At 69.0% G+C, this 11735-nt stretch carries 13 protein-coding genes; 10 read left to right on the top strand and 3 right to left on the bottom strand.

Annotation, left to right across the window (positions count from 1 at the left end):
• The first annotated feature begins 6 nt into the window (after positions 1-6).
• Complete coding sequence (locus ACZ50N_RS00810; RefSeq protein WP_464474354.1) at positions 7-1461, top strand: sodium:solute symporter family protein; 1455 nt, start codon at positions 7-9, stop codon at positions 1459-1461.
• On the opposite strand, the gene ACZ50N_RS00815 is transcribed toward ACZ50N_RS00810, so the two are convergent.
• Entirely contained in the window at positions 1451-2326 is an 876-nt protein-coding gene (locus ACZ50N_RS00815; RefSeq protein WP_464474355.1) for an NAD-dependent epimerase/dehydratase family protein, read from the bottom strand. The genes ACZ50N_RS00810 and ACZ50N_RS00815 overlap by 11 nt on opposite strands.
• An 85-nt stretch (positions 2327-2411) precedes the next feature.
• On the opposite strand from ACZ50N_RS00815, the gene ACZ50N_RS00820 reads away from it, so the two are divergent.
• From ACZ50N_RS00820 to ACZ50N_RS00850, 7 genes are all read left to right on the top strand, one after another.
• Entirely contained in the window at positions 2412-2987 is a 576-nt protein-coding gene (locus ACZ50N_RS00820) for a TetR/AcrR family transcriptional regulator (RefSeq protein ID WP_046362422.1), read from the top strand.
• A gap of 110 nt (positions 2988-3097) precedes the next feature.
• On the top strand, positions 3098-4105 hold the full coding sequence (locus ACZ50N_RS00825; protein ID WP_046362423.1) for a substrate-binding domain-containing protein: 1008 nt from the start codon (positions 3098-3100) through the stop codon (positions 4103-4105).
• On the top strand, positions 4102-5097 hold the full coding sequence (locus ACZ50N_RS00830) for an ABC transporter permease (protein WP_046362424.1): 996 nt from the start codon (positions 4102-4104) through the stop codon (positions 5095-5097). Before ACZ50N_RS00825 ends, ACZ50N_RS00830 begins: the two co-directional genes overlap by 4 nt.
• Positions 5094-5882 carry an ATP-binding cassette domain-containing protein gene (locus tag ACZ50N_RS00835; protein WP_048424940.1) on the top strand — a complete coding sequence of 263 codons (789 nt, stop codon included), beginning with the start codon at positions 5094-5096 and terminating at the stop codon, positions 5880-5882. The genes ACZ50N_RS00830 and ACZ50N_RS00835 overlap by 4 nt, the downstream gene beginning before the upstream one ends.
• A complete protein-coding gene (locus tag ACZ50N_RS00840; protein ID WP_464474356.1) occupies positions 5860-6768 on the top strand; it encodes a PfkB family carbohydrate kinase in 909 nt (302 codons plus the stop codon). Before ACZ50N_RS00835 ends, ACZ50N_RS00840 begins: the two co-directional genes overlap by 23 nt.
• A complete protein-coding gene (locus tag ACZ50N_RS00845; protein ID WP_464474357.1) occupies positions 6765-7415 on the top strand; it encodes a nucleoside/nucleotide kinase family protein in 651 nt (216 codons plus the stop codon). Before ACZ50N_RS00840 ends, ACZ50N_RS00845 begins: the two co-directional genes overlap by 4 nt.
• The gene (locus tag ACZ50N_RS00850) at positions 7412-8413 is read left to right on the top strand and encodes a LacI family DNA-binding transcriptional regulator (protein ID WP_464474358.1); all 1002 of its coding nucleotides are present in this window, start codon (positions 7412-7414) and stop codon (positions 8411-8413) included. Before ACZ50N_RS00845 ends, ACZ50N_RS00850 begins: the two co-directional genes overlap by 4 nt.
• Here the strand turns inward: ACZ50N_RS00850 and ACZ50N_RS00855 are convergent.
• Together ACZ50N_RS00855 and ilvD are read right to left on the bottom strand one after the other, a co-directional pair.
• Positions 8410-9024, bottom strand: a complete 615-nt coding sequence (locus ACZ50N_RS00855; protein WP_464474359.1) for a LysE family translocator — start codon at positions 9022-9024, stop codon at positions 8410-8412. The genes ACZ50N_RS00850 and ACZ50N_RS00855 overlap by 4 nt on opposite strands.
• Before the next feature lie 15 nt (positions 9025-9039).
• Entirely contained in the window at positions 9040-10755 is a 1716-nt protein-coding gene (gene ilvD, locus ACZ50N_RS00860; RefSeq protein WP_046362442.1) for a dihydroxy-acid dehydratase, read from the bottom strand.
• Between the two features lie 78 nt (positions 10756-10833).
• Between ilvD and ACZ50N_RS00865 the strand changes: the two genes are divergently transcribed.
• Positions 10834-11412, top strand: coding sequence for a DUF305 domain-containing protein (locus tag ACZ50N_RS00865; protein ID WP_464474360.1), 579 nt, complete (start codon positions 10834-10836; stop codon positions 11410-11412).
• Positions 11409-11723: a copper-sensing transcriptional repressor RicR gene (gene ricR / locus ACZ50N_RS00870; protein ID WP_464474361.1), complete on the top strand. Its 315-nt coding sequence runs from the start codon at positions 11409-11411 to the stop codon at positions 11721-11723. Before ACZ50N_RS00865 ends, ricR begins: the two co-directional genes overlap by 4 nt.
• Positions 11724-11735 lie beyond the last annotated feature (12 nt).

Here is an 11735-nt window from a genome sequence, read left to right on the forward strand (position 1 = left end):
GTCACCATGGGCAAGCCGCTCGACATCGCGATCATCGTGGTCTACCTGGTGGCCATGCTGGCCTTCGGGTTCTGGGGGAGAACCAGAACCAAGGATTCAGCCGACTTCCTGGTCGCCGGCCGGCGGCTGGGCCCGGTCCTCTACACCGGCACGATGGCCGCCGTGGTGCTCGGCGGTGCGTCGACGGTCGGCGGCGTCGGGCTGGGCTACAAGTGGGGCCTGTCGGGCATGTGGCTGGTGGTGGCGATAGCGATCGGGCTACTCGCGCTGAGCCTGTTCTTCGCCGGTCGCATCCAGCGGCTGCGGGTCTACACCGTGGCCCAGATGCTGTCGCTGCGCTACGGCATGGACGCCACGTCGGCATCGGGCATCGTGATGGCGGCCTACACGCTGATGCTGTCGGTGACCTCGACGATCGCCTACGCCACCGTCTTCAACGTGCTGTTCGGCACCGACCGCACCGTGTCGGTGATCATCGGCGGTGCGGTGGTGATGCTGTACTCGGCCATCGGAGGCATGTGGTCGATCACGCTCACCGACATGGTGCAGTTCATCCTCAAGACCATCGGCATCTTCGCGCTGATGCTGCCCTTCACGCTGAACAAGGCCGGCGGCTTCGCCGGCATCCGCGAACGTGCCGGCGACGCGGTGTTCGACCTCGGCGCCATCGGATTGCCGACGATCATCACGTTTTTCGTCGTCTACAGCTTCGGCATGCTGATCGGTCAGGACATCTGGCAACGGGTGTTCACCGCGCGCTCACCGCAGGTCGCCAAGTGGGGTGGCACGGCCGCGGCGCTGTACTGCGTCTGCTACGGCATCGCCGGCGCGGTCATCGGCATGGCGGCGGCGACGTTCCTGCCCGAGGTCGAGGTCCGCGACGACGTGTACGCGCAGATCGCGGAAACCATTCTGCCCGTGGGCATCAGCGGTCTGGTGCTGGCCGCGGCTGTCGCGGCCATGATGTCGACCGCATCGGGTGCGCTGATCGCCACCGCGACGGTCACCCGTACCGACGTGAAGCCGTTGCTGCAGAGAATGTTCGGCCGTACGCCCGACTCCGGGCGGGAGGTCGACGACGTGCACTCCGACCGGCGCTACGTGGTGGTGCTCGGCATCGTGGTGATCGTCATCGCCGCGCTACTGGGTGACGTGGTCGCCGCGCTGACCATCGCCTACGACATCCTCGTCGGCGGGCTGCTGGTCGCGATCCTCGGCGGCTTCCTGTGGAAGCGCGCCACCGGCGCGGGAGCGTTGTCGTCGATGGCGGTGGGCACCGTGGTCACTCTCGCCACCATGGCCATCGTCGGCGATGTACTGGCCAACGAGCCGATCTACTACGGCCTGGCATCGAGCCTGATCGTCTACGTGGTCGTGAGCCTGGCGACGTCGCGCACCGACACCGCGGTGCTGGCCGAGTGGGACGACCGGCTGGCGGGCCGGGACACCGTCAGGGCGTGAGGTTCTCGAGATCCTCGAGCAGTCCGGGATGCGTGGGTGCCCAACCCAGCGTCGCTCGGGTGACCTCGCTGCGCGCCGGCTGATCGAGGGCGAAAATCGCACCGAACGGACCGAAGGTCCCCTCGGCGACCGACTGCACCGGCAGGTCCAACCGACGGCCCACCACCTCGGCGATGTCGCGTACGGCCACCCCCTCCTCGGCGACCGCATGCCAGGACGTGCCCGCCGGTGCGGACTCCAACGCCAGCCGGAACAACGCGGCGGCGTCGCGGGCGTGCACCGCTGGCCAGCGCTGCGCGCCGTCGCCGGGGTAGCCCGCGATGCCGGTCCGGCGGGCGGCCTCGGTGAGGAGCCCGGCGAACCCGCCTTCGCCGTCGGCGTGCGCCGTGCGGGGCATCCGGACCGCACTGGCGCGGACCCCGTCGAGCCCGAGCAGCGCGAGGACCGCGCGACCCCGCTCGCCGACCACACCGTCGGTGGGCGGCGGGTCGGTCTCGACGGCCGCACGGCCCGCCACCCAGGGTGTGCCCGACGCAGCGACGATCGGCCGGTCGGTCCCCTGCATTTCGGCGCCCAGGGCCTGTAGGGCCGCGGTCTCCTCGGCAACGCCGCGGGCCAGCGATTCGGGGCTGCTGTAGTCGCGGCCGAATGCCAGGTGGACGACGCCGTCGGTGCGTCGCGCGCCCTCGCGCAGGCTGTCGAGATCCTCGAGGCTGCCCCGCAGCGTTTCGGCGCCGGCTGCCTCGAGGGCTGCCGCGGAGGCATCGGAGCGGGCGAGGGCGAGGACGGTGTGGCCGTGGGCCAGTAGCTCGGCGACGACGGGCGTGCCGAGGGTGCCGGTGCCTCCGGTGGCGAATACGTGCACGGGTCCTCCTGGAACAGTGATGAGACAGTCGTCCCATCACCGTACGCTGGTGACGGGACAATTGTCCCGTCACTACGATGACAGGATGGCTCGATGGGAACCCGGGGCGCGGCAGCGGCTGGTCCGCGCCGCTGTCGAGCTCTTCACCGAGCAGGGCTACGACGCGACGACCGTCTCTCAGATCGCCGACCGCGCCGGGGTCACCAAGAGCACCTTCTTTCGACATTTCCCTGACAAGCGAGAATTGCTTGTCGCCGGGCAGGAGACTCTGTGCCGGCTGTTGGCAGACGGCGTGGCCGATGCGCCGGAGTCAGCCGGTCCCATGGCGGCGGTGGCCGCCGGTCTGGAGCGGGCATCGACGTTCATGGGCCCGGAGAACCGCGAACTCGGACCGCAGATTCAGGCCGCCGTCGCGGCCAGTGTCGAGCTGCAGGAGCGCGATGCGCTCAAGACCGTCGGCCTCGCGGCGGCGCTGACCGAGGCGTTGGTGGCGCGCGGTGTTCCCGAGATGGCCGCTCACCTGTCGGGCGAGCTGGGTGTCCTCGCGTTCAAGCGCGGTTTCGCGCGGTGGTCGGAGGCGGACGACGACGGCCCTGGGCTGGCCCACTACGCCCTCGCAGCGCTCGACGAGCTGCGCGCGGCGTCCCGCGCCCTGGACTGAGAACCGCCCGAATCGAATTTGCGAAAGCGCATGCGCAAGCGCTTGCCTACGTCTTAGGCTCCTGCCCAGCCGCGGCGCGTCGGGCGTCGCCCGGGGACAAAGGAGTCCACATGGTCGGGAAACCCAGTCGGTCCGTCATCGGTTCGGTTGTGCTGGCGGGAGCGCTCGTCCTGGGCATGACCGGCTGTAGCGGAGGCTCCGGCTCGGACAGCGTCAAGGTGGGACTGATCACCAAGACCGACTCCAACCCCTACTTCGTCAAGGTCCGCGAGGCCGCTCAGGCGCAGGCCGACAAGGACGGCGCCCAGTTGATCGCGCTCGCCGGTGCGTTCGACGGTGACAACGAGGGACAGGTCACCGCGATCGAGAACATGGTCGGCCAGGGCGTCAAAGGCATTCTCATCACACCGAACTCGTCGACCGGTGTGCTCGACGCGATCAAGCGGGCCCGCGACGCGGGCGTGATCGTCATCGCGCTCGACACCGCGACCGATCCCGAAGACGCCGTCGACGCGACCTACGCCACCGACAACAAGGCCGCCGGCGTGAGCCAGGGCAAGTGGGTCAAGGCGGCCATCGGCAACGCCGCCCCGCAGGTGGTGATGCTCGACGGCACGCCCGGCGGCACCGTGGACACATTCCGCCACGACGGCTTCCTCGAGGGCTTCGGTATCACCAACGGCTCGCCGGAGATCGTCGGCCAGGAGAACACCAACGGCGATCAGACCAAGGCACAGACCGCGATGGAGAACATCCTGCAGCGCGCGCCGCGCATCAACGCGCTCTACACGATCAACGAACCCGCCGCCGCCGGCGCCTACCAGGCCATCCAGTCCGCGGGCCGCGCCGACCAGATCACGATCGGCTCGATCGACGGCAGCTGCACCGGCGTCGCGGACGTGAAGGCCGGCAAGATCGGCGCCACGGTCATGCAGTTCCCGGCGAAGATGGCCGAACTCGGCGTGCAGGCCGTCGTCAAGTACGCCAAGGACGGCACCAAGCCCAGCGGCTTCAACGACACCGGCTCCCAGCTCATCACCGACAAGCCCATGCCCGGCATCGAGTCCAAGGACACCGCCTGGGGTGAGCAGAACTGCTGGGGCACTGCCGGATCATGACGGGCGGTGTTGCACCACAGACGAAACCGCCGCTGTCGAGCCGGTTGACGGCATCGAACCTGTTGCGCGAGCCGCTGCTGGGTCCCCTGGTCGCGCTCGTGTTGGCGATCGTCGTCTTCAGCGTCATCTCGGACTCGTTCCTCGAGCCGCAGAACGTCTCGCTGATCCTGCAGCAGTCGGTGGTCGTCGGCATCCTGGCGGTCGGGCAGACGCTGATCATCCTCACCTCTGGAATCGACCTGTCGATCGGCGCGGTGGCGGTGTTCGGCACCATCGTGATGGCCCAGAGTGCCGGCGCGAACGGGCCGGTTGTCGCGCTGGGCTCCACGCTGCTGGTGTGCGTGGTGTTCGGCGCGCTCAACGGTGGGCTGGTGACTGCCCTGCGGTTGCCGCCGTTCATCGTCACCCTCGGCACGTTCACCGCGATCCAGGCCGCGACGCGGCTGCTCGCCGGTTCGGAGACCTACCGGGTGACGCCGGGCCCACTGACGTTCCTGGGCACGTCGTTTCGCATCGGCACCTTCTCGACGACCTACGGCGTCGTCGCGATGCTGCTGGTCTATCTGGTGACGTGGTACGCGCTGTCCCAAACCGCCTGGGGTAAGCACGTCTACGCCGTCGGCGGTAACCCGCAGGCGTCCGATCTGTCGGGCATCAAATCCGGCCGGGTGCTGCTGTCGGTGTACATCACCACCGGGGTGATCGCCGCGATCGCGGCGTGGGCGGCGCTGGGCCGCATCCCGAATGCCGATCCGAACGCCTACCAGAACGCCAACCTCGAGACCATCACCGCGGTGGTCATCGGCGGCACCAGCCTGTTCGGCGGCCGTGGTGGTGTGGTCGGCACGCTCGTCGGCACGCTCATCGTCGGTGTGCTGCGCAACGGTCTCACCCAGGCCGGGGTCGACAACCTCTACCAGAACATCGCCACCGGGGTCCTGGTGATCGTCGCGGTGGCCGTGGATCAGTTCACCCGCAGGAGGTCACGATGACGACCGGGAAAAGCCCTGTTCTGGAAGCGCGCGGCCTGGTCAAGAAGTACGGCAACGTCACCGCGATCAACGGCGCCGACTTCGAGCTGCGCGCCGGCGAGGTGCTCGCGGTCATCGGCGACAACGGCGCGGGCAAGAGCAGCTTGATCAAAGCCCTTGCCGGGGCCGTGATTCCGGACTCGGGCCAGATCCTGATGAACGGCCAACCGGTGTCGTTCAAGAACACCCGCGATGCCCGCGCCGCCGGGATCGAGACGGTGTACCAGGATCTTGCCGTGGTGCCCGCCCTCGACATCGCCTCCAACCTGTATCTCGGTCGCGAAGTCCGGCGAAAGGGAATCGCGGGTAGCGTGTTCCGTCGTCTCGACATGCCGCGCATGCGCCAGGATGCGTCCAAGCACCTGGCCGATCTGAAGATCGGGATCAAGGCCGTGAGCCAGGCCGTCGAGACACTGTCCGGCGGTCAGCGCCAAGGTGTCGCGGTGGCACGGGCCGCAGCGTTCGGTCGCGGGGTGATCATCATGGACGAACCGACCGCCGCGCTCGGCGTCCGCGAGTCCGGTCAGGTGATCGACCTGATCAAATCCATTCGCGACCGCGGCATTCCGGTGGTGCTCATCAGCCATGACATGCCGCATGTCTTCGAAGTGGCCGACCGCATCCACATCCACCGGCTGGGGCAGCGCGCCGGGGTCGTCGACCCGAAGAGCCGGTCGATGTCCGAAGTGGTGGCCCTGATGACCGGCGCGGAGGAGCCGACCGATGAGGAACGCGCCGGTCTCTGAGCCGCGGGGGATCTTCGTCGGGTTGGCGACCCTGGACGTGATCCACCGCATCGACGAGCCGCCGGCAGCGAACCAGAAGATCACCGCCGCAGCACAATTCGTGGCTGCCGGTGGTCCGGCTGCCAACGCGGCGGTCACATTCGCGGCGCTCGGCGGGCAGGCGGTGCTCGTCACCGCTCTGGGCGCGGACCCGGTCGCCGATCTCGTGCGCAGCGATCTGGTGGCCCACGGTGTCGAGGTGATCGACGCCGCAGCGGGGGTGCCGCGACCGGTCCCGGTGTCCAGCGTGTCGGTGGTGGATGCGACCGGGGACCGGTCCGTGGTCTCGCTCGACGCGGTGGCCTCCGACGTTCCGGCGCCGGAGGCCCTCGACAGCCTCATCGCCGGTGCTGACGTCGTCCTCGTCGACGGACACCATCCTGCGATCGGACTCGCCGCGGCGCGGTCCGCGCGCCGGCAGCAGGTGTTGTGCGTCGTCGACGCCGGGCGCTGGAAACCGGTGATGGCCGACCTGGTCCCGAACGCGCCGGACATGGTGTGCTCCGGCGACTTTCGCACCCCCGGCACCGACAGCGCCGAGGGGACCGCCGCCGCACTGCTCGCCGACGGGGTACCCACCGTCGTCATCACCGACGGCGGGGCGCCGGTCCGGTGGTGGTCGGGCGGCGCGTTCGGCAGCGTCGAGGTGCCGGCCGTCCAGGTTCGCGACACCCTGGGCGCCGGGGATGCGTTCCACGGCGCATACTGCTACTTCGGCGCGGCCGGCGTCGTCCGCCTGGCTGAGCGAGTGGAGGCGGCGGCGAGAGTGGCCGCGCTGCGGTGCTCGGTGATCGGACCACGGGCCTGGCTGGCCCAACTCTCCCACGACCGAAGGCGGCACCGGTGACCATCGAGCAGAACGTCGACAGCGTCACCGTCGAGGAGCTGATCGGCTGGGCGCGGGCGCTCGTCACGCCCGGCACCCGGCGCATCCTCGGGCTCACCGGTGCACCGGGAGCCGGAAAGTCGACGGTCGCAGAGCAACTCGTCGCGGCGCTGGGACCCCAGGATGCCGTGCTCGTGCCGATGGACGGCTTCCACCTGGCCAACGAGGTGCTGCTCGACCTGGGCCGGCGGGATCGCAAGGGCGCACACGACACGTTCGACGACGACGGGTACGCCCGGCTGCTCGCGGCGTTGAAGGCCCAGCGTGACGGTGACGCCGTGATCTACGCCCCCCGGTTCCGGCGGGAGATCGAGGAGCCGATCGGATCGTCGATCCCGGTGCGCCCGTCGACCCCGCTGGTGGTCACCGAAGGCAACTACCTGCTGCTGGACTCCGGTGCCTGGCCCGCCGCCCGGGCCTGCCTCGATGAGGTCTGGTTCCTGGCCCCCGACACCGGGATTCGGCATGAACGCCTGGTGCGCCGGCACGAGGCGTTCGGCAAGACACCCGAGGAAGCGCAGTTCTGGGCGTTGGGTTCCGACGAACGCAACGCCCAGCTGATCGAGTCGACGGCGGCCCGGGCCGACCGCATCCTGCGGCTGCCATGACCACGATGGGCGACGTCGCGCGCCTGGCCGGGGTGTCGGCGTCGACGGTGTCGCACGTGATCAACGGAACGCGGCGGGTGGACACCGGCACCCGCCTGCGCGTCGAGGCGGCGATCGCCGAGACCGGGTACCGCCGCAACGGCGTGGCCCGCTCGCTGGCGGCCGGGCGCACGCACACGGTCGGCCTGTCGATCTCGGCGCTGACCAACCCGTACTTCGGCAGCCTGGTCCACGCGGTGGAAAGGGCGCTCTCCGAAGCGGGTTACGTGCTGATCGTCGGTGACTCCCACGACGATGCGGAATCCGAGAAGCGGGTCACCGACTCGCTGCTGGACCGGCAGGTCGACGGGCTCATCGTGGCTCCGGCGGCCGGCTCGGAGCGGACGACGCTGCCGGCGATCGTGCGTACCGGAACCCCGCTGGTGCTCATCGACCGCGCTGTCGACATCGACTGCGATCAGGTCGGTCCCGAGAACGTCGAGTCGGCGCGGGCCCTCACCGAGCACCTCATCGAGCACGGGCACCGGCGCATCGCCGTGGTGCGCGGTATCGCCGGAATCTCCTCGACGGTCGAACGATTCGACGGGTACGTGGCGGCGCTGGCCGCGCACGGCATCCCGCTCGACTCCGACCTCGTCATCGAAGGTGAGTCGAGCACCGATGTCGCCGAACGCGAAGTCCGCGCCGCGATGGCCGGGGAGCACCGGCCCACCGCACTGGTGTCGATGAACAACGCGATGACGATCGGGGCGCTCAAGGCGCTGCGCAGCCTCGACCTGTCGATCCCGGCCGACGTGGCGTTCGCCTGCTACGACGACTTCGAGTGGTCGGACCTGTTCGAGCCCAAGCTCACCGCGGCGGCTCAGGACGTCGAGACCATCGGCGCCACCGCGGCGCAACTGCTGTTGCGCCGCGTGGGCGCGGAAGAATTTGCAGCGCAACGCATCCAGGTGCCGACGACGTTCCATCACCGCAACTCGTGCGGCTGTCGGAGCTAGCGGGAAGCGACCGCCATCCGCGCGGCCAACGCCACGTACGTCGCGGCGAACGTTTTGCGCAGCCCCCTCACGACGCGAGGGCGGCTGATCACGTGACTGCGCACCGCCGCGGCGAACACGCCATAGGCCGCGAACACGACCAGGGTCATCGCCATGAACACCGCTGACAGCACCAGCATCTCGCCGACGACGGAACCAACGGCGGGGTCGACGAACTGCGGCAAGAAGGCGAAGAAGAACAGTGTCAGCTTCGGGTTGAGCGTGTTGACCGCGATCGCGGTGCCGATGATGCGCCACGATCCCGGCGGGGCGGCGGGCGCATCGACGGCCACCAAGTCCGAGTCGTCGCGCCAGGTGACCCACGCCAGGTACAGCAGATAGGCCACCCCGAGGTACTTCACGGTCTGGAACGCGATGGCGCTGCTGTGCATGATCGCGGCGAGCCCACTGACCGCGGCCAGCATGTGCGGGACGATGCCCAGCGTGCATCCGCCCGCGGCCAGCAGCGAGGCCCGCGTGCCGTGTGAGAGGCCGCTGGCCACGGTGTAGAGCGCGCCGGTGCCGGGCGTGACTACCACGACCAGGCTGGTCAGCAGGAATGCCAGAGTCATCGAGCCGACACTTGCCTAGCTGCAGACCGCGCCGACGGCCGCCGAGCCGACCAGCTTGGTGTACTTGGCCAGCACGCCGGTCTTGTAGACCGGGGGCAGAGGCGTGAATCCGGCTTTGCGCGCCTCGAATTCGGCCTCGTCCACCAGGATGTCCAACGTGCCGTTGGCCACGTCGAGGCGGATGCGGTCGCCGTCGCGGACGAACGCGATGGGGCCGCCGTCGACGGCCTCCGGCGCGATGTGTCCCACGCACAGCCCCGTCGTCCCGCCGGAGAACCGACCGTCAGTCATCAGCAGCACGTCCTTGCCCAGACCCGCACCCTTGATCGCGCCCGTGATCGCCAGCATCTCCCGCATGCCGGGGCCACCCTTGGGGCCCTCGTAGCGGATCACCACGACGTCGCCGTGGGTGATCGTGCCGTCCTCGAGCGCGTCGAGCGCGGCGCGCTCCCGCTCGAAAACCCGTGCGGTGCCCTCGAACACGTCAGAGTCGAAGCCCGCCGACTTCACGACCGCGCCCTCCGGGGCGAGCGAGCCGTGCAGGATCGTGATACCGCCGGTGGGGTGGATCGGGTTGTCCATCGCCCGCAGCACCTTGCCGTCTGGATCCGGCGGCTCGATGTGGGCCAGGTTCTCGGCCATGGTCTGCCCGGTGACGGTGAGGCAATCCCCGTGCAGCAGACCGGCATCGAGCAGTGCTTTCATCACCACCGGCACGCCACCGATCTCGTCGACGTGCTTCATCACGTGGCGGCCGAACGGTTTCACGTCGGCCAGGTGAGGCACCTTGTTCCCGATGCGCGTGAAGTCGGCCAGGGTCAACTCGACCTGGGCTTCCCACGCGATGGCCAGCAGGTGCAGCACCGCGTTGGTGGAACCGCCGAACGCCATGACGACGGCGATGGCGTTCTCGAACGCCTCCTTGGTGAGGATGTCGCGCGCGGTGATGCCGCGGCGCAGCATCTCGACGACGGCGGCGCCGGAGCGGCGGGCGTACTCGTCGCGACGGGAATCGATCGCGACCGGAGAAGCACTGCCCGGCAACGACATTCCGAGGGCTTCGGCCGCAGACGCCATGGTGTTGGCGGTGTACATGCCGCCGCAGGCGCCCTCACCCGGACAGATCGCGCGCTCGATGATGTCGACATCGGCACGCGACATCAGCCCGCGCGCGCACGCGCCCACGGCCTCGAACGCGTCGATGATCGTGACTTCCTTCTCGGTGCCATCGGTCAGCTTGGCGACACCGGGCATGATCGAGCCGTTGTAGAGGAACACGTTGGCGAGGTCCAGCCGCGCGGCCGCCATCAGCATGCCGGGGATGGACTTGTCGCAGCCGGCCAGCAGCACGGTGCCGTCGAGGCGCTCGGCCTGCACGACGGTCTCGACACTGTCGGCGATGACCTCGCGGGAGACCAGCGAGAAATGCATGCCCTCGTGGCCCATCGAGATGCCGTCGGACACCGAAATGGTGCCGAACTCCAGCGGGTAGCCGCCCGCCTCGTGCACCCCGGCCTTGACCGCCTGCGCCAGCCGCTGCAGCGACAGGTTGCACGGCGTGATCTCGTTCCATGACGAACCGACGCCGATCTGCGGCTTCACCCAGTCGTCGTCGCCCATGCCGACGGCGCGCAGCATGCCGCGGGCGGCGGTCTTCTCGAGGCCATCGGTCACGTCGCGCGAACGGGGCTTGATGTCGGGCGTGCGGGTGTCCGGAGACTCTGAAGACATGCCGACGATTATGCGCCTGGCGTTTCCCCCGGCCAAACCAATATTCATACCCCCATGGGGTACGGGTAGGCTGGCGGGATGTCGAAGGTCTCAGGCGCGCTGGCGGCGCTGGTAGCCGCTGCGGCGCTGATCGGCTGCGGAGGGCCTGCCGCGGCGCCGTCGGCGTCGTCGACCACCGACACCCCCGTCATCACCGGCGACCCCGCCGGCTACAACACCGCCGACGTGACATTCGCCCAGCAGATGGTGGATCGGCACCGGCAAGCGATCGCCCTTACCGATGTGGTGCCGCAGCGCTCCACCAACGCAGACCTGACCGCCCTCGCACAGCGCATCGGTGCTCAGCAGCAGGATCAGATCAACGTCCTCAACGTCTTTCTGGTGCAGTGGGACCAACCCCCGAAGATGGGCGCCGCGATGGGCCCCGGCGGCCAGCCTCCTCCGGTCGTGGCGCAGCTTGAACCGCTGCAGGGTGCCGCCTTCGATCGCCTGTGGTTGCAGTCGATGATCGACGAGCACCGGAAGTCGATCGCCGTGGCCGATACTGAGCTCGCGAGTGGAGCGAACGTGGATGCGAAGTCGATGGCCACGATGATCGTGTCGACGCAGACGGCCGAACTCAACCAGATGACCACGATGCTGGAGGGCACACCGTGAGCGATGTCGACAACGGTGGGGACACCGAGACGCACGGATACACGGCGCAGAAAGAGAACTACGCCAAGCGGTTGCGCCGCATCGAGGGCCAAGTCCGAGGGATCGCCAAGATGATCGACGAGGACAAGTACTGCATCGATGTGCTGACGCAGATCAGCGCGGTCAACAGCGCCCTGCAGTCGGTGGCGCTGGGCCTGCTCGACGAGCATCTGGGCCATTGCGTGTCGCATGCCGTGGCCGCCGGGGGCGACGAGGCGGACGCGAAGCTCGCCGAGGCGTCCGCCGCGATCGCGCGGTTGGTTCGCTCCTAGCGGTACCCGAAC

This window comes from Mycolicibacterium obuense, assembly GCF_055397605.1.

Coding starts and splice junctions, on each gene's coding strand:
- ACZ50N_RS00830 (WP_046362424.1), top strand. CDS start 4,102: ATGACGGGCGGTGTTGCACCACAGACGAAACCGCCGCTGTCGAGCCGG.
- ACZ50N_RS00825 (WP_046362423.1), top strand. CDS start 3,098: ATGGTCGGGAAACCCAGTCGGTCCGTCATCGGTTCGGTTGTGCTGGCG.
- ACZ50N_RS00865 (WP_464474360.1), top strand. CDS start 10,834: ATGTCGAAGGTCTCAGGCGCGCTGGCGGCGCTGGTAGCCGCTGCGGCG.
- ACZ50N_RS00855 (WP_464474359.1), bottom strand. CDS start 9,024: ATGACTCTGGCATTCCTGCTGACCAGCCTGGTCGTGGTAGTCACGCCC.
- ACZ50N_RS00820 (WP_046362422.1), top strand. CDS start 2,412: ATGGCTCGATGGGAACCCGGGGCGCGGCAGCGGCTGGTCCGCGCCGCT.
- ACZ50N_RS00835 (WP_048424940.1), top strand. CDS start 5,094: ATGACGACCGGGAAAAGCCCTGTTCTGGAAGCGCGCGGCCTGGTCAAG.
- ACZ50N_RS00810 (WP_464474354.1), top strand. CDS start 7: ATGGGCAAGCCGCTCGACATCGCGATCATCGTGGTCTACCTGGTGGCC.
- ACZ50N_RS00850 (WP_464474358.1), top strand. CDS start 7,412: ATGACCACGATGGGCGACGTCGCGCGCCTGGCCGGGGTGTCGGCGTCG.
- ACZ50N_RS00840 (WP_464474356.1), top strand. CDS start 5,860: ATGAGGAACGCGCCGGTCTCTGAGCCGCGGGGGATCTTCGTCGGGTTG.
- ilvD (WP_046362442.1), bottom strand. CDS start 10,755: ATGTCTTCAGAGTCTCCGGACACCCGCACGCCCGACATCAAGCCCCGT.